Source organism: Mycobacterium sp. E3339 (assembly GCF_001666915.1).
Classification (GTDB): Bacteria; Actinomycetota; Actinomycetes; order Mycobacteriales; family Mycobacteriaceae; genus Mycobacterium.
Map to the genome: position 1 here is coordinate 26,982 of NZ_LZIZ01000244.1, position 26,562 is coordinate 53,543.

Here is a 26,562-nt window from a genome sequence, read left to right on the forward strand (position 1 = left end):
CCGTTCACCCCAAACCCCGGCGGCGCCCGCTTTAATTACCAGCATGGCCAGCGGCGTCCTGAGGAGACAGCCTCGTTCCACCGCGCTGGGCTACGCCCTGCTGGCGCCCAGCCTGTTCGGTGTGGTCGCCTTCTTGCTGCTGCCCATCCTGGTGGTGATCTGGCTGAGCCTGTACCGCTGGGACCTGCTGGGCCCGTTGCGGTATGTGGGCCTGGCCAACTGGCGCTCCGTGTTGACGGACCACACCTTCGCCAACTCGCTGATCGTCACGGCCCTCTTCGTGGCGATCGTGGTGCCGGCGCAGACGGTGCTGGGCCTGCTGGCCGCGTCCATGCTCGCGCGCCGGCTGCCCGGCACCGGCCTGTTTCGCACCGTCTACGTGCTGCCGTGGATCTGCGCGCCGCTGGCGATCGCCGTGCTCTGGCGCTGGATTCTGGCGCCCACCGACGGGGCCGTGAGCGCCGTGTTGGGGCACAGCATCGAATGGCTGTCGGACCCCAGTTTCGCCCTGCCGCTGGTTTCCGCCGTCGTGGTGTGGACCAATGTCGGCTACGTCTCGCTGTCGTTCTTGGCGGGCCTGCTGGCGATCCCCGATGACATTCACGCCGCCGCGCGCACCGACGGCGCCACTGGGTGGCAACGGTTCTGGCGCATCACGCTGCCGATGCTGCGCCCGACCACGTTCTTCGTTTTGGTGACCGGAATCGTCAGCACCGCACAGGTTTTCGACATGGTCTACGCGCTGACCGGCGGCGGGCCCGGCGGCAGCACCGACCTGGTGGCACACCGCATCTACGCCGAGGCGTTCGGCTCGGCGGCGATCGGGCGCGCGTCGGTGATGGCGGTGGTGCTGTTCGTCATCCTGATCGGCGTCACGATGGTGCAGCAGGCGTATTTCCGGCGGCGGATCAGCTATGACCTCACCTAGCCGGCTTCTCGTCTACGCCGGACTCATCCTCGGCGCGCTGATCACCCTGGTGCCGTTCGCCCTTGGCCTGTTGACGTCGTTCACTTCGGCGCACCAGTTCGCCACCGGCACGCCACTGCAGCTGCCGCGGCCCTTCACGTTGGCCAACTACACGGATCTGGGCGGGGCCGGCTTCGGCCGGGCCGCGGCGGTGACCGCCTTGATGACGGCGGTGATCCTGGTGGGCCAGTTGACCTTTTCGGTGCTGGCCGGATACGCGTTCGCGCGCCTGGATTTCCCCGGGCGCGACGCGCTGTTCTGGGTGTACGTCGCGACGTTGATGGTGCCGGGCACGGTCACGGTGGTTCCGTTGTATCTGATGATGGCCCAGCTCGGCCTGCGCAACACGTTCTGGGCGTTGGTGCTGCCGTTCGTGTTCGGCTCGCCGTACGCGATCTTCTTGCTGCGCGAGCACTTCCGCCTCATCCCGAACGACTTGGTCAACGCCGCCCACCTGGATGGGGCGAACACCCTGGACGTGATCGTGCACGTGGTGATCCCGTCCAGCCGGCCGGTGCTCGCGGCCTTGACGCTGATTACCGTTGTCTCACAGTGGAATAACTTCATGTGGCCGCTGGTGATCACCAGCGGCCACAAGTGGCGGGTGCTCACGGTCGCGACGGCCGATTTGCAGTCGCGGTTCAACTCCCAGTGGACGCTGGTGATGGCCGCGACGACCATCGCCATCGTCCCGCTGATCGCGCTGTTCGTGTTCTTCCAGCGGCACATCGTCTCGTCGATCGTCGTCTCGGGGCTCAAGTGAACCGTTCACGCGTCGAGATTGCGCTCAGGGCTGTAATTTTCGCCGCTTCACGACCACCGCGGCAATCTGGGCGCACAGCATGAACCCGCCCCGCTTTTCGACGCTGATGGCCGGCGCGCTCGCGTTGGTCGCGATGCTCTTGGGTGCGACGGCGGTGCTGCTCGACTATTCCGGCCAGCCCCCCGGCGGCAAAATCGTGGTGACGGTGCGGGTCTGGGCCGAGCAGATCGCCACGGCGTACCGGCAGTCGTTCGAGGCGTTCAATCGCACGCATCCCGGAATCGCGGTGCACACCAGCGTCGTCGCGTACGCGACGTACTTCGACACGCTGCGCACCGATGTGGCCGGCGGCAGCGCCGACGACATCTTCTGGCTGTCCAACGCCTACCTGGCCCCATACGCCGACAGCGGCCGGCTGATGGACATCGGCACGGCCCTACCGCCCGGCTCCGCCGGGGCGTGGGATTCGGCGGTCGTGGACCAGTTCACGCGCGGGGGCGCGCTGTGGGGCGTTCCCCAACTGACCGATGCCGGAATCGCGGTGTTCTACAACGCCGACCTGCTCGCGGCGGCCGGTGTCGACGCCGCCGAGCTGAACGGATTGCGGTGGAGCGCCGATGGCGGCGACACGCTGCGCCCGATGCTCGCCCGGCTCACCGTGGACGCCGACGGCCATCCCGCAAACAGCGCGGGTTTCGACGCCGGACGGGTGCGGCAGTGGGGCTACAACGCCGCCAATGACCCGCAGGGGATATACCTGAACTACATCGGCTCGGCCGGTGGCGTCTTCCAGCAGGGTGACAAGTTCGCGTTCGACAATCCCGGTGCGGTGCAGGCCTTCCGGTACCTCGTCGGCCTGATCAACGCCGACCACGTCGCGCCGCCGGCATCCGACACCAACGACAACGGCGACTTCTCCCGCAATCAATTTCTGGCCGGCAGGATGGCACTGTTCCAGTCCGGCACCTACAACCTGGCGCCGGTGGCCCGCGATGCCCGCTTCCACTGGGGCGTCGCGCTGATGCCGGCGGGCCCGGCTGGCCGGGTGAGCGTCACCAATGGTATTGCCGCGGTTGGCAATGCCGCGACGAAGCATCCCGATGCGGTGCGCCAGGTCCTGGCCTGGATGGGCAGCAAAGAGGGCAACGAGTTCCTGGGTCGTGCCGGTGCGGCCATCCCGGCCGTGCTGTCGGCGCAGCCGGTGTACTTCGAGTTCTGGTCGGCCAGGGGCGTGGACGTCACACCCTTCTTCGCCGTGCTCAACGGCCCGCGCATCGCTGCGCCCGGCGGCGCCGGTTTCGCGGCCGGCAGCGACGCCATGCGGCCTTATTTCGATGAGATGTTCTTGGGTCGTGGCGATGTCGCGGTGACCCTCAAGAAGGCGCAGGCGGCCGCCAACGCCGCGGCGCAGCGTTAGCCGGGCAGCACCAGCACCGGCACAGGGCTCGCCCGGATGATCTTGGCGCTGCGGGAACCGAGGAATACCCGCCGGATGTCGCCGCGCGGCCGAGTGCCCAACGCCAGGATCTCACCCTCCTGCCAATCGGCCTTCGCCAGCGCCTCTTTCCAGCTGCATCCGGTAACCACTTGCAGCGCAACGTCTTCGCTCACGACGCCGTCGGTCTTCAGCTCCTCGAGGATGCCTTGCGCCTGGGACGCCCAGGCCTGCAGCACCTGATCCTCGACCTCGAGCCCGACCTCCGGCGGATACATCGTCTTGCCGCGCACCGCGAAGGTGATCACGCGCATCGGCACGCCGAAGCTTTGACCGAATTCGAAGCAGCGCCTCACCACGTCGACGGCGTCCGGCGTGGCCGAGTAGGCGCAGGTGAGCCGGCTCAATTTGCCTTGGGGCGCACGGTATTTGCGGGGGCTGATCGCGACCGGCACGGTCGAGGCGTGCAGCAGCCAGTCGGCGGTGGAGCCGATCAGGACTTGGCCGCGGCCACCGCTGGGCAGGGAACCCAGCACAAGCAGGTCGGCGTCGAGTTCGTGGATGACCTCGAGGAGTCCCCCGGAGACCGATCCGTGCGCGCGGTGCAGGTAGGTGACCTCGACGCCGTCGGCCAGACCGTCGAGGAAGCGGGCGGCCTCGGTGGCCGACTCCGCCGCCAAGCTGTCCGCCCACTGCTCGTACTCGGCGTCGACGCGGGCGAGCGACGGCGTCAGCCATGGCTTGGGCACGATGGTCGCCACGGTCAGCGAGGTGCCGCGGGTGCGCGCGATGAGCACCCCCAGATGCAATCCCGAAAGCCCGACCTTGCCGGCCCGGTATCCGACGACGACGGTCATGGGGCGTCCCGCTGAAGCGTTTCGCCATTGAGCGCGCTGTGGTGGCGGCCCCAGGCGAAGTAGAAGATCAACGCCACCGAGATCCAGGCGGCGAACGCGATCCAGGTGTACCAGTGCAGGCTGAACAGGATGTATCCGCACGCGAGCACCGAAAGGGCCGGTGTGACAGGGTAACCCGGCACTTTGAACGCCCGCGGCAGGTCGGGTTCGCGCACCCGGAGAATGATCACCCCGACGGATACGACGATGAACGCCGTCAGGGTGCCGATGGACACCATGTCAGTCAGCTTGTCGAGCGGCACGAATGCGGCCAGGCTCCCCGCGGCCACCCCGACGATCACTGTGTTGCTCACCGGGGTCATGGTCCGCACATTCACCGTGGCAAATCGCGACGGCAGCAGCCCGTCGCGGCCCATGGCGAACAGGATCCGCGTCATGCCGTACATCGTGACCAGCGTGACCGAGAAGATCGAGATTACGGCGCCGGCGGCCAGAATCGTGCTGGCCCACCTGCCGTGGGTGACGTTGTCGAGGATCGTGGCCAGGCCCGCCTCTTGCTGGGCAGCGAAGTCGCGCCACGACTGGGTGCCTAGCGCGGCAAGCGCGACGAGGACGTACACAGTGGTCACCGTCGCCAGCGCCGCGAGGATGGCGCGCGGCATCGTCTTCTGCGGGTCCTTGACCTCGTCACCCGCCGTCGACACCGCGTCCAGGCCGATGTAGGAGAAGAAGATGGTGCCGGCCGCCGACCCGATGCCGGCGACGCCGAACGGGGCGAAGTCCTTGAGCCGGTCGAGGTCGAAGGCCGTGAACGCGAGGATGACGAACATGATCAGCACGCCGAGCTTGGTGAGCACCATGATGGTGTTGACCTTGGCCGACTCGCTTGCGCCGCGGACCAGCAGCAGCGCGCACATCACGATCAGGACGATCGCCGGTAAGTTCACCACGCCGGGTTCCGAGTCCCAGGGCGCCGCCGACAGCGCGTGCGGCAGTTGGAATCCGAAGACGTTGTGCAGCAACTTGTTCAGGTATCCGCTCCAGGTGACCGAGACGGCGGCCGTGGACACCCCGTACTCCAGCAGCAGGCACGCCGCGACGCCCATCGCGACGGCCTCGCCCAGCGTGGTGTACGCGTACGAATAGGCCGACCCCGAAACCGGTACCGCCGCGGCCAATTCGGCGTAGCAGATAGCCGCCAGCCCAGCGGCGACGCCGGCGATCAAGAACGAGATGATCACCCCGGGCCCGGCCTCGGGCACCGCCTGGGACATGACGAAGAAGATCCCGGTGCCGATCGTCGAGCCGACGCCGAACATGGTCAGTTGGAAGGTGCCGATACTGCGCTTGAGGTGGTCGGCGGCCCCGCGTGCCGCGTGCGCGCCGACAACGGGACGACGCCGCAGCATCTGCTCCGGCAGGCTGATCGAGCTGGCTGGCAAGTGCGCCCCCTGTTGCTTGGATCAGCTGATTATGCGCATGTCTCCCGCAATGCCGCAGCGAACTGGTCAATCGCCCAATCGATCTCCTGCTCGCTGATCACCAGCGGCGGCGCGAACCGCAGGGTTGACCCGTGGGTGTCCTTGACCAACACGCCGCGATCGGCCAGTCGAAGGCTCATCTGCTTGCCCGTCCCGAGCGCGGGGTCGATGTCGACGCCCGCCCACAATCCCAGGCCACGCACCTCGACGACGCCGCGGCCCACGAGTTCACGCAGGCGCCCGTGCAGGTGCGCGCCCAATGTCGCCGAGCGGGCCTGGAACTCCCCGCGGGCCAGCATCTCAACCACGGTGGTGCCGATGGCGGCGGCCAGCGGGTTGCCCCCGAAGGTGGAGCCGTGCTCGCCGGGATGCAGCACGCCCAGGACCTCGTGGTCGGCGACCACCGCCGACAGCGGAACCACGCCGCCGCCGAGCGCCTTGCCGAGCAGGTAGACGTCCGGCACCACGCCCCAGTGGTCGCAGGCGAACGTGTGTCCCGTGCGCGCCAGACCGGACTGGATCTCGTCGGCAATCATCAGCACGTTGTGCTCGCTGCACAGCGCGCGAACGGTGGGTAGGTAGTCCGTGGGCGGGACGACGATCCCCGCCTCGCCCTGGATAGGCTCGAGCAGCACCGCGACGGTGTCGTCGTCGATCGCGCGGGCCAGCGCGGCGGCGTCACCGAACGGGACCGAGCGGAACCCGGGCGTGAAGGGTCCGAATCCGCCCCGCGCCGCGGGGTCGGAGGAGAAGCTGACGATGCTGATCGTGCGGCCATGGAAGTTGTTGTCGGCCACGATGATGTTCGCCCGACCGTCGGGGACGCCCTTGACGTCGGTGCCCCACTTGCGGGCGACCTTCAGGCCGCTCTCCACGGCCTCGGCGCCCGAGTTCATCGGCAGCACCAGGTCCTTGCCGCACAGCTGGGCCAGGGCTGCGCAGAACGGGCCGAGCGTGTCCGAATGGAACGCGCGGCTCACCAGCGTGACGGTGTCGAGCTGGGCGTGCGCCGCCGCGGTGATCTCGGGGTTGCGGTGGCCGAAGTTGACCGCCGAGTAGGCCGCCAGGAAGTCCAGGTACCGCCGGCCCTCCACGTCGGTGACCCAGGTACCCTCGGCGCTGGCCGCCACCACCGGCAACGGCGAATAGTTGTGCGCCGCATAGCGTTCGACCAACCCGATGGCGGCCTCGGTTCGGGTCGCGGCCCTGGCGTCGAGAATCGTCACTTAAAACACCTCCAATGTGCAGCACTTGACCGAACCGCCACCCTTGAGGAGTTCGGAGAGGTCGACGCCGATGGGTTCGAAGCCGGCCGCCCGCAGCTGAGCGGCGAAACCCATTGCGGCGGAGGGCAGGACGACGTGCCGACCGTCGGAGACGACGTTGAGGCCGAGCACGAATGCGTCGGCGCTGCCCACCACGATCGCGCCGGGGAACAGCGCCAGCAGTTGTTCCTGTGCGGCGGCGCTGAACGCCGGCGGGTACAACGCGATCGTCTGGTCGTCGAGGACGGCCAGCGCGGTGTCCAGGTGGTAGAAGCGCGGATCCACCAGCTCGAGTGAGACCACCGGCATCCGCAGCGCCGCGGAGATCTCCGCGTGGGCCCGCCGATCGGTGCGAAAGCCGTGGCCCGCCAACACCATTTCGCCGACCATCAGCAGGTCGCCCTGCCCCTCGTTGACATGACGAGTGGACACCGGCCGGTAGCCCAACGAGGCCATGAACTCGGCGTAGGCTTGCGCTTCGCCGGCCCGCTCGGCGAACCGGAATCTGGCCACGATCGCGACGTCTCCGGCGATGAATCCGCCGTTGGCGGCGTACACCATGTCGGGCAGCCCGGCGACGGGCTCGACGACCTCCACCCGGTGACCCAGCCGAAGGTAGGTCGCGCGCAACGATTCCCATTGAGCCTGCGCGAGACCGACGTCGACGGGCGTGGAGATGTCCATCCACGGGTTGATCGCGTATTCGACCGCGAAGAACGCCGGCGGTGTCATCGCATACCGGCGGGCGGAGGGCGTGCGGGCCTGCGTCGGGGCGGGTACCGCGATGTGCTGGTCCGTCATAAATCAACGGTATTTGCCACTCTTGGCACAATCAATCGTTGTCTATTGCGTGTCTAGTCGCGATTTATTGCGGTAAAGTGGCTTGTGTATCGATTTGTTGCGCTCAGACGGGAGACGCCTCATGGAGCGGCTCGACGAGACCGACGCCCGCATCCTCGCCGAACTGACCGAGCATGCGCGTGCCACGTTCGCCGAAATCGGCGAGCGGGTGAATCTGTCTGCGCCGGCGGTCAAGCGCCGCGTCGACCGGATGCTCGAGGCCGGCGTCATCAAGGGTTTCACCACGGTCGTCGACCGCAACGCGCTCGGCTGGAACACGGAGGCCTACGTGCAGGTGTTCTGCCACGGCACGATCGCGCCCGATCGGCTGCGGGCGGCGTGGGTGGACATGCCGGAGGTGGTCAGCGCGGCGACCGTGACCGGCACATCGGATGCGATCCTGCACGTGCTGGCCCGCGACATGAGTCACCTGGAGACGGCGCTCGAGCGCATCCGGTCGAGCGCCGACATCGAGCGCAGCGAAAGCATCGTGGTGCTGTCGAACCTGATCGACCGGATGCGAACCTGAAGCTATCGACCGAAGGCCGCCGTCAGCATGCGTTTGATCCTCGACGGCCCGGGCGTCGCGGGTCGGCGAGATGCGTACGGCCAGGGCCGGTTCCGCTCGGGAACGGAATCGGCGCGGGCGTGCTTGAGCCGCGTCCGCAGGTGCTGACGCAGGGCATGGAGGTCCGGATCGGTCCACCGGTTGATCGCTTCGATCGAGTCGTCCGTCAGGTCGTACAGCTCCCATTGGTCGTCGAGGGGGGACGTCCGATACGCCTCGCCGCCAAGCCCGTTGGCCGCCAGTTGCCGGACGCCCGGTTCCGTCCAGGTACTCGGATCGTCGAAGGTGCGGACCAGCTTCCACAGATGGCCGGCGCCACCGGAAACCGTCGGCTCGTCGACGCGGATCACCAGACCCTCGAAGTTGGTGGCGGTGTGGGCCGGGACCCGGATGCGCAGGGGCGCGGGCGGATTGACCGTCCGCTTCAGCCGGCGGGCCAATCCCGAAGCGCCGCTGTCCCCTTCGAGCATGTTGTCCCGGGTCATCAGGTAGACGGCGCGGGCCTCGTCGGCCGGGGCACCGTCGACGATCGGCATGAGGTCACGCCCGGGGAGTCCATGCACTTCCGAGAACGACTCGGCCAGCACGGCGGCCGTCGCCGCGACGTCGACGCCCGCGGCGGCCAACAGGGTGGGGACCACGTCGACGTGTGAGGTCGGCGCCGTGACGATCCGTGGCCGCGTCGAGCGCTCGCCGACGCGCGCGATGACGAAGGGCACGCGGGTGGCCTCGTCGTACAGGTTGAACCATTTCTGGTGGAGCCCCCCATGCGCGCCCAGCAGATCGCCGTGGTCGGCCGTGCGCACCAATACCGCGTCGCCCGAACCACTCTCGGTGACGGCCCGCCTGACCCGATCGATCGGTCCGTCCACCTCGGCGTGCAGCCGGTAGTACAGGTCGCGGTAGCGCTGCGCATCGCGCCGGTAGGTTCGCTCGATCGCCGCCGCGGGACCGTAGCCGGAGTAGTAGGCCTCGCGGAAGGCGATCTGCGCCGCCGGTTTCCCCGACAGGTCCTCGTTCGCGGTGGGCGCGGCGGGAACCGCGGGTGGATCGAGCGGCGAGGGCTTGACTGGGCCCCGCCGCGACCAGGTTGGGAACAGCACGATGTCGTGAGGATTGACGAAGCTGGCCACCAGGAGGAAGGGCCGCAGGGCGGCCGGGTCGCCGTCGCGGCGGCGGGCGTAGCGGTCGGTGAGCCACGCGACCACCCGGTCGGCGATCAGCGGGTCGCGGCGGATGCCGGCGTCGGCGAGTGCCGCCCCGTGCGGCTCCGGGCCGACCCAACCGGAGAACCCGTATGGCCCCAGCGGGTCTGCGTCCAGGTAGCGCCGCACCGCGGCGGCGTCGACGACACCGTTCTCGTCATTGGTGGCCAGCGGCCGAGAAGTCTGCGGGTCGATGAGGTCGGCGTGCGAGATGTGCCACTTGCCGTCGTAGTGGGTGTCGTATCCGGCCGCGCGGAACCAGTTGCCGAGCGTGGGGACCTCGCCCTGGCGGAGCCAGCGCATGCGCGAATCGTCGGCCGTCTTGCCGATGCCGTCGGTTTGGGTGACGCCGTGCACGTCGGGGTAGTGCCCGGTGAAAATCGTTGGGCGGCTTGGCACGCAGGCCAGCGAGCCGGTGTAGTGCCGGGTGAAACTGACGCCGTGGTCGTCGAACCACTTGCGACCGGTCAGCGTCCGGTCGCGCCAGGCGAGCACGTCGGGAGCCTCGTACGGCGGCACCGCGCGTTCCTCGTCGGTCATGATGACGATGACGTCGGGGCGATCAGACACGGGCATGCTCCAATCGATTCGCGAGCCCGGCGAGCAGCACCGCGGACTGCCGTGCCAGGACGCGGCACAAAAGCCGCTCGGCCAGCCTTTGCGTTGGGCGCGGCCCGATTTCGACGGTGCTGGTCAGCGTCACCAGGGTGTCCGCGGCGGCCGGTTCCAGCGTCCAGCGGTTGGCCACCCGGCGCAGGCGGCTGGGCAAGCCCTCGATGTCATAGCCCAGGCCGCGGGGCGGGTCGAACTCAGTGATGCGCTCGACGAGGGCGTCGCGCTTGACCTGCACTCGCCGGGTGGTGCCGAGCGGGTTCCCGTCCGGTCCGGAATACAGGATGCACGAGTGGTCGACGTTGCCGGCCCAGGAACTGATGGACCCGAAGTCCGCGAGCGTTTCCCAGATGTCGCCGATGCGCGCCGCGATGGTGCGGGTCCGGTGAATGTCGGCCACCCGCTCACGCTACGCGACGGGCTAGCGAGTGAGGTGGAATATGGTCTCGATCGCCACCGCCGCGGCGCTGACCGCGATGGTCACCGCGAGCGTGGCCCAGTCCCCCAGTTTCGGCCGCGCCGGAGCGGCCGAGAGTTGACCGATGCCGCCGCGAGCGGTGATCGCGTCGCCCATCTCATCGGCGCGGCGCAGCGTCACCACGATGGCGGCGGCCACCAAATCGATCGAGTTGCCCGCCGTCTGCCGCACCCGCGCCTTACGCGTCGGCGGCATGTGGTTGGGCCGCAACCGCCGGGCGGCGTAGAGCACCTGGAACTCGTCGATCAGCAGCGGGAAGGCGCGCAGCGCCAGAGCCAGGGCCACCGCCCACTCGTCAACGGGAATCCGCATCCACTTGAAGGGCCGGCCCAAAACCGCCAAGGCCGGGGCGATTTCGGCGACATTGGTGGTCCACGAAACCATCGCGCCCAGGCCGAGCAACACGATGGACAGTGCGGTGATCCGCAAGAAATTCAACGCCCCGCCCAGCCACACATGGACCCCGCCGATCGACACCATTGGGCTGCCGCCCGCCAGCGCGGCGGTTACAAAACCCAGCGCCATGAGGATCCACAGCCACCGCGGAATCGACGGCAGCGCACCGCGGGGGATGTGACCGATCCAGACGGCCGCCGCCACGAGCGCCGCCACCGACCCGATCGTCACCCAACCCGGATACAGGGTCAGCAACACCGAAACCCCAAATACCACAAGGAGTTTGGTGCCGGCCCACAGGTCATGAATGGCCGACCCGCCGGGCACGGGAACCAACAGCACCACCGGGCGAGAAGTGCGCCGCTTCTGCGCCGGCGCGGAGGCGGAGGTCGTTGTCACGCCACACCCCCGGCCGCGGCGGGGGCCGACACCGCCTGCAACGCCCCGTTCTGCAGGTGCAGGGTCCGGGTGCACACGGCTTCCAAGCCGACGAAGTCGTGCGAGATGACGACCACGGTCAGATCCCGGTAGCGGCGCAGATCGGCCAGCAGGCGCAGCAGCCCCCGCTGGCTGTCGACGTCCAGCCCCGCCAGCGGCTCGTCGAGGATCAACACCCGAGGCGAACACGCCAGCAGCCCGGCCAGCACCACCCGCCGCATCTGGCCGCCGCTGAGCTGGTCGATGCGCCTCTTGGCCATCGCGGGCTCCAGTCCGACCGCGCCCAGGGCGGCGGCCACGCGGCGTTCGTCGTGATGCGAAAAGCCGGCCACCGAGGCAACTTCCAGCCCCACGTGGCTGCGCATCAGCTGGAGCCTCGCCGTCTGAAACGACAACGCCACCGCGCCGACGTGATCGCGGATGGGCTCGCCGTCGATCAGGCAGGTACCGACGGTGGGGACCGTCAGACCGGCCATGACCCACGCCAGCGTCGACTTGCCGGAGCCGTTGCCGCCGTGAATCAAAATCCCGTCGCCCTGTTCGACGACGAAGCTGATATCGCGCAGCGCGGTCTTGGCCCACGGCGTGCCGGTGTTGTATTCGTGTGCCACGCCGACGATTTCGAGCACCGGCTTGGTGGTGCGGCGCCCGGCGTTGATGCCCGGCGACGGGGGCGGAGCCGTTTCGACCAGGCCGGTGTTGTCGGGGGAATCGCTGAGGTTGATCGTCCGGTCGGCCGACGCGGCCTCGTTGTCGAAGTGCGTGATGTGCACCAGGGCGGTGCGATGCCGATCGGGAAGGCCCGACAGCACTTTCAAGAGGACGTCACGGCCCTCTTGGTCGATCATGCTGGTGAACTCGTCAGCGATCAGCAGCGCGGGTTCCCGGGCCAGCGCCGCGGCCAGCGCGAGGCGCTGCAGTTCCCCGCCGGACAGGCCGCCGGTATCGCGCTCGGCGAAACCCTCCAGGCCCACTTCGCGCAACAAGCGGTCGGTATCGACCTCGGTGCCCGGCGGCAGCCCCCAGACCACGTCGTCGGCCACCCTGGTGCCCAACACCTGACTCTGCGGGTGCTGCAGAACGAGCGCCGTGCCGCCCAGCCTGCCCAGCCCCACCGCGCCCGGGCGCTGCACCGAACCCGACGTCGGTTCCTGGCCCGCCAGGATCAGCGTCAGCGTCGTCTTCCCGGACCCGTTGGCGCCGATGACGGCAACGTGTTCGCCGACCTGTAGTTCCAGGCTGACCTCACGCAGCGCGTCTTGCTTGGCGTGGGGGTAACGGAAGCGCACGTGGTCCAATCGCACCGGCACGGGACCGATCGCGGCGTCGGGGGCCTCGGCCGGGGCGTCGAGCTTGTGCACGTCCGGAACGTTGCCCATCCGATTCAGCAAGCGGGAAAGTGCCCACCAACCGATCAACGACGAGAACACCACCCCGTAGGTGACATACGCGAGCATCAGCCAGTGCCAGTGATGCAGTCCGAATTCGAAGCACCGCTTCACGTCGGCACCGAGCCACTGCAGGTCCACCCGGTTCAGGAAGGCGACGACACCGTCGACGTTGGCCGCCATCACCTCAAAAATCAGGTGGCGCAGCCGGTTCAGCACCATCAACGCGCCGACGGTCGCGGCGGCGACGGCGAGGCCGGCGATCAAGGACAAGGCGATCACCGTCGGGGTGCCCCGGCCCCTGCGCTTGACCCATCCGGTCAACCCGCCGATGTATGCGCAGTTGGCGACGGCGATGAAACTGCCCAGCCCGGAGATGAGGAACGCGATCATGCCGGCAGCAAACGTCGCGGCGAGCAGCACCCGAAGCCGGTAGCGGTAGGTCAGCAGCCCCATCGGAACCGTGCCGAGCAGCGCCAATCCCTGTGCGAACGGGACCACCCCCGCGATGATGGCGATGGCCGCGCAGAGCGCCCCCATGACCGAGGCCTGCGCCAATTCGGCCGGCTGTAGAGGTCCACCCCGATGGCGCGACCGAACGGGGCGGCGGGCATTCACTTCACCGATTGTGCCAGGCGGCAGCGCAAAGTCGGGTCGTCCGCTCCGCGGCTTCCGACCCGCCCGGCCCGGCCGCCGCTCGTCTCACATAGCAAAGCTATGGAACGATGGGTGGCATGGACAGAGTTGTCGAGACCGCAAACGTCGAGGCTCAACAGCTGGGGGCGGATCTGCTGGGCGTGGTGGCGCGGCTCAACCGGCTGGCCACCCAGCGAATCCAGATGCCGTTGCCCGCCGCGCAGGCCAGGCTGCTCGCCACGATCGAAGCCCACGGAGAGGCCCGAATCGGGGACCTCGCATCCGTTGATCACTGCTCGCAGCCGACCATGACCACGCAGGTGCGCCGGCTCGAGGACGCCGGCCTGGTCACCCGGACCGTCGACCCCGGGGACGCCCGCGCGGTCCGGATCCGGATCACCCCCCAGGGCAAGCGCATGCTCAACGCGGTGCGCGCCGACCGCGCGGCCGCGATCGAACCGCAGCTGGCGTTGCTCGAGCCAAGGGACCGCCAGGTGCTCACCGACGCGGTGGAGGTGCTGCGGCGGCTGCTCGAGAACGCGTCGCCGGCGGCCCGGCGCAACGCGCCCTGACAAGCACGCCCCCGGTGCATGGACGGCGGCCGGCGGGTAGACACTAAGCCGAGCTGACCGGCGTGACGAAAGGTGGCGGCCAATGCGGACCGAGGGTTCCGCTTTCAGAGCCTCCCCGTTGACCGTATGGGTCGGGTCGATGAGATTCGATTTCGCGCCCGGCCGCGACGTGATCGTCGGCTACGGACCGGGCTGCGACATCGCGCTCGAGCGCCTCGGCCCGGTCGCCTCGCCGCCGCCCGCGCCCCGCCCGGAGGTGGTGCTGCGATTCGCCGGCGCCCACTGGGTGGCCATCGACCTGAGCCACAACGGCATATTCGTCGACGGAGCGCGGGCGTCCACGGTGACCATTCGCGACGGCCAGGCGATCGGCATCGGTGATCCGCAGCGCGGTCCCCGGCTGACGTTCCAACTCGGTCAGCCAGCCGGCCCGCCCGGCCAGGCGCCGCGCCCGGCGCCCCGGCCCGCCGCCGCTTATCCCCCGCCCCGTCCGGTCGCGCCGCACGATCCGGGTCCGCCGGCTCCGACCCAGCGCGACACCCAGCGCATGCCCGCGCTCCCGCAGCAACCGCCGGCGCCCGAGCGCCCGGCCCACCCGGACCCGGCGCCGCCCATTCCGCCACCCGCCGCGGCGGAGGCGCCGGCGAAGGGTCCGAGCTTGATCGAGCGGATGGTCACCTCCAAGCTGCGCGTCCCGGGACCGTCTCCGCGCACCGCGGAACCGAACGCCACCTATCGCCTGCCGCTGGACGCCGAGGCCCGCACCGTCGGGGTGACCGCATATCAGCTCGGGCTCGCCGTCGACGGGCGCGAGACGCTGTCGGGCATCTCGTTCGCGGCTCGCCCGGGCATCTTCACTGCCGTGGTCGGGCCGTCGGCCGCGCGCAATTCCGCGCTGCTCGGGCTGCTCGCCGGCACCAGGCAGCCCAGCTCGGGGCTCGTCGCCGTCGACGGCCACGACGTCCACGCCGAGCCGGAGTCCATGCGCGCCCGCATCGGCATCGTGTCGCCCGACGACCGGGTGCACCGGCAGCTCACGGTCGAACGGGCCCTGAGGTACGCCGCCGAAATGCGCCTGCCCCAGGATGTCTCGTCCGAGCAACGCGACCGCGTGGTCGGCCAAGTCCTCGAGGAACTCGAGCTGACGCCGCACCGGACCACCCGGATCGCCAAACTCTCGCCCGAGTTGCGCCGGTGCGCCGCGCTGGCGGTCGAGCTCGTCACCCGGCCGACGCTGCTCGTGGTCGACCAGCCGGGCGCCGGTCTCGATGCGGAGCAACAGCGTCACGTGATGGCGATGCTGCGACGCCAGGCCGACATCGGCTGCGTGGTCGTGGCCGCCGTCTCGCCGCCGACGTCCTTGGCGGATCTCGACCTGTGCGATCAGGTGCTGGTGCTCACCTCGGCCGGTGCGACGGCATTCCTCGGGCCACCCGCCCAAGTCGAATCCGCGTTCGGCACCGCCGACTGGTCGGCGGTGCTCGCACGGGTGAGCGCCGACCCCGAGGGGGCGCACCGCGCCTTTCGCGCCCGGCCACCGGAGCCGGCGCTGGCGGGCCCGCCCGAGGTCGCCGCGCCGTCGCCCGCCCCGGCCAAGGCCCCCACGAAACGGCAAATCCGGCTGCTGGCCCGCCGCGACGCCCGGCTGCTGTTCGCCGACCGCCTGTATTTCGTCTTCTTGGCGATTCTGCCGTTCGCGCTGGCGGGCCTGACCCTGCTGATCCCCGGCGATGCCGGCCTGGCCCGGCCCAAAGCCGGCGGCAGCCACCCGCACGAAGCCCTCGAGATTTTGGCCGCCCTCAACGTCGCCGCGGTGATCATCGGCACCGCGCTGACCATCCGCGCCGTCGTGCGCGAGCATCGCATCTTCCGGCGCGAGCAGGCTCTCGGCACGTCGACCGCGGCCTACCTGGCCGCGAAGATCCTGGTCCGCGGCCTGGCCGCGGCCATCCTGACGGCCATCCTGTTCGCCCTCGTCGTCGCCGAGAAGGGCGCCCCCGGGGGCGGGGCCGCGTTGCTGCGCAACGCCACGGTCGAGCTCTACGTCAGCATCGCGGTGACGGCCATCGTGTACGCGGTGATCGGGCTCGCGCTGTCGACACTGGGCAAGTCGCTCCGCGAAGTCCTGCCGCTGGTGCTGCCGGTGATCCTGGCCTCCGCGCTGCTCAACGGCAGCCTGGTTCAGCTGGCGAGTAAGTGGGGCTTCCAACAGATTTCCTGGTTCGTTCCCGCCCAGTGGGGCTTCGCCGCGTCGGCTTCCACGGTCAACCTGCGCAGGGTCGACCCGCTGGCCGCCAACTCCGAGGTGTGGACCCACTACAGCGGGTGGTGGGTATTCGACATGACGATGCTCGTGCTGTTCGGCGTCGCGGCGGCCGGCCTTGCGCTCTACCGGCTGCGGCCCCGGGATCATCACATCGCGAGCAACAGAAACTGAGTGATCTGGCTCGGTGAAAAGTTGTTGTCGCTGACCAGCACCACCGACTGGCGACCGTCGGGCAGCTTCGGTCCCAGCGTGATGCCCTCGACATTGTCCAGCGGCGAAAGCCCCGGTGTGGCCGACAGGTCCAGCGCGAGCGTCTTACTCATCGGGGTGACGGCGGCGTCCTGCATCGACGGGATGGCCGAAACGTCGGTCGCGGCGCCGATCTCGGCCCGGTAGATCCGCACGGTCGGCGGGGTGGCCGCGGCGCGTTCGATCACCAGAAACGTGGTGTCGGACAGCGCCACCAGATCGGAGACGCCGTTGAGTTCGGCGGGCGGGACGGGCGGCTCCATCGGGTAGGCGTACTGGGCGGTGGGCGTGCCGGTGGCGACGTCGAACTTGGTGATCCGGGTCAGCACGCGGTGACCGTCGCCCCCGGTCGGGCCGTCGTTGTAACCCGGGTCCTCCATCGCCGCGAACAACGTGCGGCCGTCGGGCGTCAGCGCCAGGCCCTCCAGCGCCTTGTCCCGGCGCGGGCCCTTGTTCTGCGCGGACATCGCCAGGTTGGCCGGCAAGGTGAACTCGCCGAGATAGGCACCGTCGAGCGCGGCGGTCCGGATCCAGGGGTCGAGCAACACCGGCCCGTCCGTGAGCCGCTCGCCCTCGGAGGACCAGTACAGCCGCTGTCGCGCCGGGTCGAACGCGATGCCCTCGGGATCGGGCGGGACCACCGGTGGCGCGGCATCCAACGTGAGCGGCCGGAACGGCTGACCGGAACGGTCCAGCAGGGCGTGGGTGCCGGTGAAGGTGACCCTGTCAATTCCCCTGTCCGACAGGGACAACTGCACGGTGTAGAACCGGGCGGGGTTCTTCTTCGAGCGGTCATCGCTGATGACGTAGTAGAGCTGGCGGCCGGGGTCATAGCTCAGCGCCGACAGCCCGCCGATGATCGTTCCGTCGAAGGCCTCATCGAACGGAACCTGCGCCTGACCGATATAGGTCAGCATCGGCCGCGGTGATGCCGCCGGGGCGGGCGGGTGCGCCGGCGCGCAGCCGGCGAGCGCCAGGGCGAGTAACGCGCACGCCGCGCTAAGGCGAAGACCCATAGCGGAGAAGGTATCGCCGAGCCCGCGCTCGCGGCGAAAACGGCGCGCGACCACGCACCGGATGCGCGCTGGGCGTGAAGGCCAATTGGCATCAGGTCGTTATTCCCGCCGCGCGAAGCGCAGGATACGGTCGGGTTATGGCGTCAGACACCACCACCATTGCCGACCAGCTCCGCAACGCCCTCGACGGGCGTTGGCGTGACACCAGGAACCAGCTGCGCTCCACCATGAGCGAGGACCTCTTCCGGCCGCACTACACACCGAACACGGTGATCGCCCGTACCAAGGTGGCCGAGCAGATGAGGATCATGGCCGCGTTCGGTGCGGCCGCCGACAACTTCCGTAAGGAGCACGGCGGCACCGGCGACATCGGCGCCGCGATCACGATGATCGAGATGCTCGCGATGTCCGATCTGTCGCTGATGGTCAAGGCCGGGGTTCAGTGGGGCCTGTTCGGCGGCGCCGTCGAAAACCTGGGCACCGAGCGCCACCACGAGGCGTACGTGAAGAAGATCATCAGCCTGGAGCTGCGGGGCTGCTTCGCGATGACGGAGACGGGGCACGGCAGCGACGTTCAGTCGCTGGAGACCACCGCGACGTACGACCCCGCGACGGAGGAGTTCATCATCCACTCCCCCACGCCGACCGCCCGAAAGGACTACATCGGCGGGGCGGCCGAAACGGCCACCATGGCAGCGGTATTCGCGCAACTGATCACGACCGAGGACGGCAAGCCCGTCCAGCACGGCGTGCACTGCCTGATGGTGCCGATCCGCGACGCCGACGGCAACGACCTGCCCGGGGTGACGACGTCGGACTGTGAATACAAGGGCGGCCTGCCCGGCGTGGACAACGGGCGCATCGTGTTCGACCACGTGCGCGTGCCCCGCGTGAACCTGCTCAACAAGTACGGCGATGTGGCGCCGGACGGCACCTACAGCTCGCCGATCGAGAACCCGAACCGCCGGTTCTTCACCATGCTGGGCACGCTGGTCCGTGGGCGGATCACGGTCGGCGGCAGCGCGGGCGCCGCCGCCCGCGTCGCGCTCGACATCGCCACGCGATACGCCTTGCAGCGCAAGCAATTCAGCGCGCCCGACGACGAGTCCGAGGTGCTGATCATGGACTACCTGGTGCATCAGCGCCGGCTGTTTCCCTTGATCGCAAAGTCATACGCGTTGCAGTTCGCCCAGAACGAACTGGTCAGCAAGTGCCATGACATCCAGACCGCGGACGCGGTCGACGCCGACGAGCAGCGCGAGCTGGAATCGCGCGCCGCCGGACTGAAGGCGGCCAACACCTGGCACGCGTCCCGGGCGATCCAGGAGGCGCGCGAGGCGTGCGGCGGCGCCGGCTACATGGCCGAGAACCGGCTGATCGCCCTGCGCGGGGACACCGACGTGTTCACCACGTTCGAAGGCGACAACCATGTGCTGACGCAGTTGGTGGCCAAGGAACTGCTGACGGCCTACGCCGATGACATCCGCAGCATGAGCCCGGTCGAGTGGGTGCGCTTCGCCGCCAACACCGTTGGTGAGCGCGTCGTCAAACGCACTGCGGCGGAAGCGATTATCCAAACGATTGTGGACGCCCGACAGGACAGCGAGGAAGAGGGCAGCCTGTTCAACCGCGGCACCCAGATCAAGATGTTCGAGGATCGCGAGGAATATCTGCTGGCGTCGGTCGCGCGGCGGCTGCAGGCCAAGTCCAAGGAGATGTCGGAATTCGACGCGTTCAACTCGGTGCAGGATCACGTGCTGCACGCCGCGGGCGCGCACATCGACCGCGTGGTGCTCGAAGCGTTCGTCGCCGGCATCGATGCGTGTCCCCACGAGGAAACCCGGGAATTACTAGGGGTTTTGTGCGACCTGTATGCGCTGTCGGTCATCGAAGACGACAAGGCGTGGTACATCGAACATCGGTACCTGTCCACCGAGCGGGCCAAAGCCGTCACCCGCGGCATCAACGATCGGTGCCGCGCGCTGCGGCCGCACGCGCAAACGCTGGTCGACGGCTTCGGAATTCCGGAGCAGCTGCGTTACGCCGAGATGCTGCACCCGGAGAACTTGACCGAGTCGGTCACCAGCTGACGGAACGGTCATTGATTCGGGATCTTGCCGAGCGGCTTTAGCTTGCCGTCGGGGCCGATCTCGAATTTCACCGTACCGATCCCGGTGGGGCAGCACGGCTGATCGTTGCCCTTCAACCATTGGTACTGAACGGTGATGGCGTCATCGGAGGGCGGCAACACGGTGATGTACGGCTTGGGATTTGGAGTGGGTGTGCCCAGTGCCGTGTTGTGATCGAAGAACAGCAACTGCTGGCCGGTGGTTTCGCTCGCGATGGTCGGGATGATCTGCACCCAGTACAGGCGGCACTTCTTCGCATGTCCCCGAGCGATTTCCACCCACATGGTGCCGGGAATTGTGATGGGCACCGACGCGATCGCCCGCTGCACGGTGTCGGGCGTCGGCCCGTCGGAGTCCTTGCACTTGTCCGGTGGAGCCGCCGGCGCGGCGGGTTGCTTCCCGCCGCAACCGGCGGCCAGCAGAATCAGCGCAATCACAATCAGCTGACGCACTCGGTGAGCTTAGCGAAGGCTGTGAATGTGCCGTTTGTTTGGTTCCAGACGCTGTTCTGGCGGGCGTCGCGCGGGGGCGCCCGGGTAGCCTAAAGCGGGCCGACGGGTCGACGACGACCCGCGCTGAGCAGGGCATTTGTGGCTCTCTTCAGAGTTCACGCACGCGCTTCGTCCGGTGAGAGGAAGCCGTAAAGCGGGGGAAACTCCGGATACCAAGTGCCGAAACATCAACGTCGCACCATTTCACGTAGGCCCGTTGCGCTCAAAGGAAGGGAAGTGCGTGACCAGGGAGTCCATGGCGTCCACCAACGATGCCGTGAACACCGTGTGCGCGTACTGCGGCGTCGGTTGTGGGATGGTGTTGCAGGTCACAACCGATTCCGAGAGCGGCCGGCGTCACATCACCAAGTCCGTTGGGAACAAAGAACATCCGGCCAACTTCGGCCGGCTGTGCACCAAGGGTGCCACCACTTCGGACCTGCTCAGCGCGCCGGGGCGGATGGAATCGGCATACGTTCGCGCCGATCGCGGCGAGCCCATCGAGGCCGTCGAGATGGACCGCGCGATCACTGCTTGCGCGAACCGGTTACGCGCGATCATCGATGAGCACGGCCCGGATTCCTTTGCGATGTACGTGTCCGGGCAGATGTCCATCGAGGCGCAGTACCTGGCGAACAAGCTGACCAAGGGCTTCATCGGCACCAACCAGATCGAGTCGAACTCGCGGTTGTGCATGGCCAGCGCCAGTTCCGGCTACAAGCTCTCGCTGGGTGCGGACGGTCCGCCCGGCTCCTACGAAGACTTCGAGCACGCCGACGTCTTTTTCGTCATCGGCGCCAACATGGCCGACTGCCATCCCATTCTGTTCTTGCGGATGATGGAGCGCGTCAAGGCCGGGGCGAAGCTGATCGTGGTGGACCCGCGCCGCACCGCCACCGCGGAAAAGGCCGACCTGTTCCTGCAGATCGCCCCCGGGTCCGATCTGGCGTTGCTCAACGGGCTGTTGCACCTGATCGTCGAGAACGGGCACACCGATCCCGAATTCATCGCCGAGTGCACCGAGGGCTGGGAGGCGATGCCGGGCTTCCTGGCGCAGTACACCCCCGACACGGTCAGCGAAATCACCGGGATCCCCGCGGAAGACATTTGCACGGCGGCCGAAATGATCGGCGCGGCAGACAATTTCGTGAGCTGCTGGACCATGGGCCTCAACCAGAGCACCCACGGCACCTGGAACACCAACGCCCTCTGCAACCTGCACCTGGCGACCGGCGCGATCTGCAAACCCGGCAGCGGCCCCTTCTCGCTCACCGGCCAGCCCAACGCGATGGGCGGCCGCGAAATGGGTTACCTGGGGCCGGGATTGCCCGGGCAGCGTTCGGTCCTGTCCGCGGACGACCGCGCCTTCACCGAAGACCAGTGGGGCATCCCCCGTGGCACACTGCGTGCCGAAGTCGGCAGCGGCACCGTCGACATGTTCTCCCGGCTGGCGGACGGGGAGATCAAGGCGTGCTGGATCGTCTGCACCAATCCTGTTGCCTCCGTTGCGAACCGGAGGACGGTGCTGGCCGGTCTCGAACGCGCCGAGTTGGTCGTCACCCAGGACGCGTTCCTCGACACGGAGACCAACGAATACGCCGACATCCTGCTGCCGGCCGCCCTGTGGTCGGAGGCCGAGGGGGTGATGGTCAATTCCGAGCGCAACATGACGCTGCTACAGCCGGCGATCGCGGCACCAGGCGACGCAATGCCCGACTGGCAGATCATCGCCCGGATCGCTTGCGAGATGGGCTTTTCGGACGCTTTCAGCTACAGCTGCGCCGAGGAAGTCTTCGACGAGATCAAGCGGTTCTCGAACCCGAACACCGGGTACGACCTGCGGGGGGTCAGCTACCAGCGGCTGCGCCGGGGCCCGCTGCAGTGGCCGTGCCCGCCCGGGGGCACCGGTGACCGCAATCCCATTCGCTATCTCAACGACGGCGTCAGCCAGGCCCGGCTGGTCCGCGAGGACGGCAGCGCGCCGCGGTTGGCGTTCCCCACCGCGAACGGTCGCGCGCAGTTCTTCGCCCGTCCGCACCTGCCGCCCGACGAAATGCCCGACGCCGACTTCCCGGTCGTGTTGAACACCGGCCGCCTGCCGCACCAGTGGCACACGATGACCAAGACCGGCAAGGTGGCCAAGCTGAACAAGCTCAACCCCGGCCCGTTCGTCGAGATCCACCCCGATGACGCCGCGCGGCTGGAGATCACCGACGGCGACGCGATCGAAATCGCCTCCCGGCGTGGCCGCGCCGTCCTGCCCGCCGCGATCAGCGACCGGGTGCGCCCCGGCAACTGCTTCGCCCCGTTCCACTGGAACGACGTCTTCGGCGAATACCTCGCCATCAACGCCGTCACCAACGATGCGGTGGACCCGATCTCGAACCAACCGGAATTCAAGGCCTGCGCCGTCGCGCTGGCGAAAGTCGTTGTCCCCGCACCGGACCCGGGCGTCAAACCAGAGCCACCGGGCGCCGGCGCACCGGATCCAGCGGCCACGGAGGTAACGGAAATCAGCGTGTCACACGTCGATGCCCTCGCCGACTTGCTCGGCGTGGCAACGAGACCCGTGCCGGAATTCGACGAGCCCGGCCGCTCCTACCTTGCCGGGATGTTGACCGCACTTCGGTCGGACGCCGGTAGACGGACGGCCGGGGTGCCGACCCTGCCGCGCAGCGCCCCCTTCGATTCCGACACCCGGCTGTGGGTGGACGGCCTGCTCGCCGGCCTTTTCTCACGCAACGATGCGCCCGGGCCAAAGCCGGCCCCGGCGGTCAAGGAAGCGACGCGCAAGCCCGCCGACCGGGCGCCCATCGTGCTGCTGTGGGCATCACAGACCGGGAACGCCGAAGAGCTCGCCGCGGATGTCGCGGCGCGACTGCGCGAGGCCGGCTTGCCGGTGGCGTTGCACGCCATGGACGACTTCCCCGCCGCCGAATTGAGCACGACGCGGGAACTGCTGCTCATCACCAGCACGACCGGCGACGGTGACCCGCCGGACAACGGCACCGGCTTGTGGCGCGCGTTGACGTCCGACGGGGCACCCAGGTTCACCGACACCCGGTATGCCGTGCTGGCCCTGGGCGATTCGAACTACGACGACTTCTGCGGTCACGGACGCGTCCTGGACGCCCGCCTCGCCGAGCTGGGCGCGACCCGCATCACCGCCCGCGCCGACTGTGAACCCGACTACGACGGCCCCGCGGCCAAGTGGACGGGCGACGTCATTGCGGCACTGACCCGCACACCCACGTCGGTCGGCCACGACGGCATAGCTCCGGCGCCGGCGCGGGCTTCCGCGGTCACCGCGTCGTCGCGGCCCGGTCAGCCGAACACCTACAGCAAGAAGCATCCGCTGATCACGGGGATGGTCCGTAACACCGTGCTGAGCCGGCCGAAGTCCGCGAAAGACGTGCGGCACTTGGTTTTCAGCCTGCCGGAAGAAGCCGTCACCTATGAGGCCGGCGACGCGCTCGGGGTGTGGCCGCGCAACAGCGACCAGTTGGTGGACGAATGGTTGTCGGTCACCGGCCTGGACGGGCAGACCCCGGTCGAGGTCGGTGAGCACGGTCTGATGTCGTTGCGCTCGGCGCTCACCGAGCGCATCGAGATCGCCCACATCAGCCGAGACCTGGTGCGGTTCGTGCAGGAGCGCACCGGCGATGCGAAACTGGCGGAGCTGCTGAAGCCGGAAAACAAACGCGCGCTGGCGGATTGGTCGTGGGGGCGGCAGTCCATCGACCTGCTGGCCGAGCTGCCGGTCTGGGCGTCGGCCCACGAGTGGTTGCGGGTCCTCAAACGCCTTCAGCCGCGGTTGTACTCGATCTCGTCGAGCCCCAAAGCGTGCCCGGGAGAGGTTCACCTGACGGTCTCACCGGTGCGCTACAACTTCCAAGGCGTCCCGCGCCGCGGGGTGTGTTCGACCTACCTCGCCGACCGCTCCCCCGGCGATCGGGTGGCCGTCTACCTGCAGTCGTCGAGCAACTTTCGGCCTCCCCGGGATTCGGAGACGCCGATGGTGATGATCGGCCCGGGCACCGGGATCGCGCCCTTCCGCGCTTTTCTGCAGGAGCGGCGGGCGCTGGGCCACACCGGAGGAAACTGGCTGTTCTTCGGTGAGCAACACGCCGCGACCGACTTCTACTACCGCGACGAGCTCGAGCAGATGCGCACCGACGGATTCCTCACCGAGTTGGACCTCGCCTTCTCCCGCGACCAGCGGCAGAAGGTCTACGTCCAGCACCTGATGCGTCAGCGCGGCGCCCAGCTGTGGCGCTGGCTGCAGGACGGCGCGCAGCTCTACGTCTGCGGCACGGCCGACCCCATGGCCAAGGACGTCGACCGCGCGCTCTGCGATATCGCGGCCGAACACGGCAACCTCGATCCCGACGCCGCCAAGGATTACGTCCGGTCGTTGAGCGCCGACAAGCGCTATCACCGTGACGTCTACTAGACCGCCGGTGTCGCCCGACTCGTAATAATCCGGAAACATCACGCATCTGCCGCTGAAACAACCTCGCTGCACCATTCACTCAATTGGTTGCTCCGAGGAGGGACGTAGGCGTGGCTCTGGATTTCGAGGGGCCCATCGAGGACACCGCGCGGGCCATCTGCCCGCTGCAGTGCCGGCTGCGGCGCGCCGCAGAAGACGACCAGCTCGGCGACCGGGTTGATTGGGCCGGGTTGCCGATCAACCTGGACTTCGCGTTCTCACCCCAACAACGCGACAAGGTCTACGCCCAGCACCTGATGCGCAAACGCGGCACCCAGCTTCGGCGGCGCATGCAGGACAGGGGCCAATGGTGCGCCTGCGAATCCGCGGCCGACGGTCGACGCGGGGTGCAGGACGCCGACTCGACGCCCGGTCGGTAGTCACCTAGGGGCTTGCGGGTCCGGCAATAGAAATCATCGGGGTTGCAATCCGCCCCGCATCTGTTGGCCGGGTAGTTTGCCGGAACCGATCGCCGCGGTTTGCGTTTCGTGGGCTGCTGAACGGCGGTTACTTCCCACCGCAGTGGACATCCCGAGTTCCTGACTGTCAACCGGTAGCCCGGGACCAAGCCGTCGCAGCTAGGCCGCGGCGGTTTGCTGGCCGTTACGTTGAAGAAGTCGGGGTCGGCGTGCGCGACAAGAGCGGTGTGGGAAATCGATGGTGGACGTGTCAATTATCGAAACCTCGGGGTTGGGCGACCGCAGCTATCTGGTGAGCGACGGTGAGGTTGCGGTAGTCATCGACCCTCAACGGGACATCGACCGGGTGCTGGAGCTTGCCGGCGACCTGCGCATCACGCACGTGTTGGAGACCCACATCCACAACGACTACGTGACCGGCGGCCTGGCACTCGCGGAAGCGACCGGCGCCCATTACGTCCTCCCCGCCGGCGAGGATCTCAACTTTGAACACCACCCCGTCCGCGACGGCGATCGGATCGACACCGGAGCGCTCCATCTCGAGGTTCTGTTCACCCCCGGACACACACATCACCACGTCAGCTACGCGCTCCGCGACCATTCCGGCCAGCCCGTCGGGGTGTTCACGGGAGGCTCCATGCTGTTCGGCAGCACCGGACGGACCGATCTGGCCGGTGCGGAGCACGCCGCGGAACTGGCTCGGCTGCAATACCATTCGGTCCGCCGAATCGCCGACGCACTGCCCGCGACGACGGCCGTCTACCCCACGCACGGCTTCGGCAGCTTTTGTTCGGCCGCTCCCACCGACGGCGACGAGTCCACGATCGGCGACGAGCGCCAAACGAACCCGGCGTTGACCCAGGACGAGCAGGACTACGTCGACGAGCTGCTGGCCGAACTGGCGGCCTACCCCGCGTACTACGCGCACATGGGCGTGATCAACAGGGAAGGTCCCCGGGCACCGGACCTGTCCCCTCCCCAACCGGTGGACCCCGGCGAACTACGCGCCCGCATCGACGACGGGCAATGGGTCGTCGATTTGCGCAATCGAACCGCGTTCGCGGCCGGACATCTGGCGGGCAGCTACGGGTTCGAGCTGTCCGGCTCCTTCGTCAACTACTTCGGCTGGCTTTACGCCTGGGGCGCGCCGTTGACCTTGATCGGTGAGGACGCGCAACAGGTTGCCGACGCCCAGCGCGAACTGTCCCGCATCGGAATCGACCGGCTGACCGGCAGCGCCACCGGTGACATTCGCGCACTCGCCGACGGAATTGAGCCGCGAAGCTACCGCGTCGCGGACTTCGAGGAGCTGGTCGATGCGCTCGACGATGCGCGCGTCCTGGTCCTTGATGTTCGCCAAGCCGGCGAGTTCGCCGGCGGCCACGTGCGCGACGCGATCAATATCGCCTTGCATGAACTGCCAGAACGCCTCGACGAGCTTCCACACGAACGCCAAGTATGGATCCACTGCGCGAGCGGCTACCGGGCATCGATCGCCGCCGCGCTCCTCGACCGCGAGCACCGTGACGTCGTGCTCGTCGACGACGACTACGGCAACGCCGAAAAGCTCGGGATAACCACCCCCTGACACCGATCAGC

At 68.3% G+C, this 26,562-nt stretch carries 19 protein-coding genes and 3 pseudogenes; 12 read left to right on the forward strand and 10 right to left on the reverse strand.

Going from position 1 to position 26,562, the window contains the following annotated elements; genetic code table 11:
* The first annotated feature begins 58 nt into the window (after window positions 1-58).
* From A5702_RS22750 to A5702_RS22760, 3 genes are all read left to right on the forward strand, one after another.
* Entirely contained in the window at window positions 59-928 is an 870-nt protein-coding gene (locus tag A5702_RS22750) for a carbohydrate ABC transporter permease (RefSeq protein WP_156669723.1), read from the forward strand.
* Window positions 915-1,730, forward strand: coding sequence for a carbohydrate ABC transporter permease (locus A5702_RS22755; protein WP_068223958.1), 816 nt, complete (start codon window positions 915-917; stop codon window positions 1,728-1,730). Before A5702_RS22750 ends, A5702_RS22755 begins: the two co-directional genes overlap by 14 nt.
* Before the next feature lie 79 nt (window positions 1,731-1,809).
* Window positions 1,810-3,147 carry a sugar ABC transporter substrate-binding protein gene (locus A5702_RS22760; RefSeq protein ID WP_068223961.1) on the forward strand — a complete coding sequence of 446 codons (1,338 nt, stop codon included), beginning with the start codon at window positions 1,810-1,812 and terminating at the stop codon, window positions 3,145-3,147.
* Here A5702_RS22760 and A5702_RS22765 read toward each other — a convergent pair.
* Genes A5702_RS22765 through ddaH form a run of 4 tightly spaced genes read right to left on the reverse strand, consistent with a single transcriptional unit; the run spans window position 3,144 to window position 7,569 of the window.
* Window positions 3,144-4,022, reverse strand: a complete 879-nt coding sequence (locus A5702_RS22765; protein WP_068223964.1) for a universal stress protein — start codon at window positions 4,020-4,022, stop codon at window positions 3,144-3,146. The genes A5702_RS22760 and A5702_RS22765 overlap by 4 nt on opposite strands.
* On the reverse strand, window positions 4,019-5,464 hold the full coding sequence (locus A5702_RS22770) for an amino acid permease (RefSeq protein WP_068223966.1): 1,446 nt from the start codon (window positions 5,462-5,464) through the stop codon (window positions 4,019-4,021). Before A5702_RS22770 ends, A5702_RS22765 begins: the two co-directional genes overlap by 4 nt.
* Before the next feature lie 29 nt (window positions 5,465-5,493).
* Window positions 5,494-6,729 (reverse strand): ornithine--oxo-acid transaminase, encoded by a 1,236-nt coding sequence (gene rocD, locus A5702_RS22775; RefSeq protein ID WP_068223968.1) that lies wholly within the window; start codon window positions 6,727-6,729, stop codon window positions 5,494-5,496.
* Window positions 6,730-7,569: a dimethylargininase gene (ddaH, locus tag A5702_RS22780; RefSeq protein ID WP_068223971.1), complete on the reverse strand. Its 840-nt coding sequence runs from the start codon at window positions 7,567-7,569 to the stop codon at window positions 6,730-6,732.
* 121 nt (window positions 7,570-7,690) lie between these two features.
* On the opposite strand from ddaH, the gene A5702_RS22785 reads away from it, so the two are divergent.
* Window positions 7,691-8,137, forward strand: coding sequence for an Lrp/AsnC family transcriptional regulator (locus A5702_RS22785; protein WP_055404973.1), 447 nt, complete (start codon window positions 7,691-7,693; stop codon window positions 8,135-8,137).
* A gap of 2 nt (window positions 8,138-8,139) precedes the next feature.
* On the opposite strand, the gene A5702_RS22790 is transcribed toward A5702_RS22785, so the two are convergent.
* Genes A5702_RS22790 through A5702_RS22805 form a run of 4 tightly spaced genes read right to left on the reverse strand, consistent with a single transcriptional unit; the run spans window position 8,140 to window position 13,311 of the window.
* Entirely contained in the window at window positions 8,140-9,951 is a 1,812-nt protein-coding gene (locus A5702_RS22790; protein WP_156669721.1) for a sulfatase-like hydrolase/transferase, read from the reverse strand.
* Complete coding sequence (locus A5702_RS22795; protein ID WP_068223977.1) at window positions 9,944-10,393, reverse strand: SRPBCC family protein; 450 nt, start codon at window positions 10,391-10,393, stop codon at window positions 9,944-9,946. The genes A5702_RS22790 and A5702_RS22795 overlap by 8 nt, the downstream gene beginning before the upstream one ends.
* Before the next feature lie 21 nt (window positions 10,394-10,414).
* A complete protein-coding gene (locus tag A5702_RS22800) occupies window positions 10,415-11,266 on the reverse strand; it encodes a CbiQ family ECF transporter T component (protein WP_055404694.1) in 852 nt (283 codons plus the stop codon).
* Window positions 11,263-13,311, reverse strand: a complete 2,049-nt coding sequence (locus tag A5702_RS22805) for an ATP-binding cassette domain-containing protein (protein ID WP_369817967.1) — start codon at window positions 13,309-13,311, stop codon at window positions 11,263-11,265. The genes A5702_RS22800 and A5702_RS22805 overlap by 4 nt, the downstream gene beginning before the upstream one ends.
* A gap of 116 nt (window positions 13,312-13,427) precedes the next feature.
* On the opposite strand from A5702_RS22805, the gene A5702_RS22810 reads away from it, so the two are divergent.
* Together A5702_RS22810 and A5702_RS22815 are read left to right on the forward strand one after the other, a co-directional pair.
* Entirely contained in the window at window positions 13,428-13,901 is a 474-nt protein-coding gene (locus A5702_RS22810) for a MarR family winged helix-turn-helix transcriptional regulator (RefSeq protein ID WP_055404692.1), read from the forward strand.
* An 82-nt stretch (window positions 13,902-13,983) separates the two neighbouring features.
* Window positions 13,984-16,338 (forward strand): ATP-binding cassette domain-containing protein, encoded by a 2,355-nt coding sequence (locus tag A5702_RS22815; RefSeq protein ID WP_068223982.1) that lies wholly within the window; start codon window positions 13,984-13,986, stop codon window positions 16,336-16,338.
* Here A5702_RS22815 and A5702_RS22820 read toward each other — a convergent pair.
* Window positions 16,314-17,432, reverse strand: coding sequence for an esterase-like activity of phytase family protein (locus A5702_RS22820; protein ID WP_068223985.1), 1,119 nt, complete (start codon window positions 17,430-17,432; stop codon window positions 16,314-16,316). The genes A5702_RS22815 and A5702_RS22820 overlap by 25 nt on opposite strands.
* A 137-nt stretch (window positions 17,433-17,569) precedes the next feature.
* Here A5702_RS22820 and A5702_RS22825 point away from each other — a divergent pair, with 137 nt between their 5' ends.
* Entirely contained in the window at window positions 17,570-19,522 is a 1,953-nt protein-coding gene (locus A5702_RS22825; RefSeq protein ID WP_055404689.1) for an acyl-CoA dehydrogenase, read from the forward strand.
* 8 nt (window positions 19,523-19,530) lie between these two features.
* On the opposite strand, the gene A5702_RS22830 is transcribed toward A5702_RS22825, so the two are convergent.
* Window positions 19,531-19,998, reverse strand: a complete 468-nt coding sequence (locus A5702_RS22830; protein ID WP_068224022.1) for an LppP/LprE family lipoprotein — start codon at window positions 19,996-19,998, stop codon at window positions 19,531-19,533.
* A 310-nt stretch (window positions 19,999-20,308) separates the two neighbouring features.
* Between A5702_RS22830 and A5702_RS27170 the strand changes: the two are divergent.
* From A5702_RS27170 to A5702_RS22845, 5 genes and pseudogenes are all read left to right on the forward strand, one after another.
* Window positions 20,309-20,479 (forward strand): annotated as a pseudogene (locus A5702_RS27170) (hypothetical protein); the annotation flags it as partial.
* Between the two features lie 87 nt (window positions 20,480-20,566).
* A pseudogene (locus tag A5702_RS27070) lies at window positions 20,567-21,781 on the forward strand (molybdopterin-dependent oxidoreductase); the annotation flags it as partial.
* Window positions 21,782-22,141: 360 nt separating this feature from the next.
* Window positions 22,142-24,505 (forward strand): annotated as a pseudogene (locus A5702_RS27075) (molybdopterin dinucleotide binding domain-containing protein); the annotation flags it as partial.
* A 110-nt stretch (window positions 24,506-24,615) separates the two neighbouring features.
* Window positions 24,616-24,924: a hypothetical protein gene (locus A5702_RS22840; protein WP_156669722.1), complete on the forward strand. Its 309-nt coding sequence runs from the start codon at window positions 24,616-24,618 to the stop codon at window positions 24,922-24,924.
* Between the two features lie 280 nt (window positions 24,925-25,204).
* Window positions 25,205-26,551: an MBL fold metallo-hydrolase gene (locus A5702_RS22845; protein WP_068223991.1), complete on the forward strand. Its 1,347-nt coding sequence runs from the start codon at window positions 25,205-25,207 to the stop codon at window positions 26,549-26,551.
* Window positions 26,552-26,562: the final 11 nt, after the last annotated feature.

Bases quoted from the DNA above. Each gene is read 5' to 3' on its own strand.
- A5702_RS22755 (WP_068223958.1), top strand. From the start codon at position 915: ATGACCTCACCTAGCCGGCTTCTCGTCTACGCCGGACTCATCCTCGGC.
- A5702_RS22760 (WP_068223961.1), top strand. From the start codon at position 1,810: ATGAACCCGCCCCGCTTTTCGACGCTGATGGCCGGCGCGCTCGCGTTG.
- A5702_RS22765 (WP_068223964.1), bottom strand. From the start codon at position 4,022: ATGACCGTCGTCGTCGGATACCGGGCCGGCAAGGTCGGGCTTTCGGGA.
- ddaH (WP_068223971.1), bottom strand. From the start codon at position 7,569: ATGACGGACCAGCACATCGCGGTACCCGCCCCGACGCAGGCCCGCACG.
- A5702_RS22785 (WP_055404973.1), top strand. From the start codon at position 7,691: ATGGAGCGGCTCGACGAGACCGACGCCCGCATCCTCGCCGAACTGACC.
- A5702_RS22810 (WP_055404692.1), top strand. From the start codon at position 13,428: ATGGACAGAGTTGTCGAGACCGCAAACGTCGAGGCTCAACAGCTGGGG.
- A5702_RS22815 (WP_068223982.1), top strand. From the start codon at position 13,984: ATGCGGACCGAGGGTTCCGCTTTCAGAGCCTCCCCGTTGACCGTATGG.
- A5702_RS22820 (WP_068223985.1), bottom strand. From the start codon at position 17,432: ATGGGTCTTCGCCTTAGCGCGGCGTGCGCGTTACTCGCCCTGGCGCTC.
- A5702_RS22825 (WP_055404689.1), top strand. From the start codon at position 17,570: ATGGCGTCAGACACCACCACCATTGCCGACCAGCTCCGCAACGCCCTC.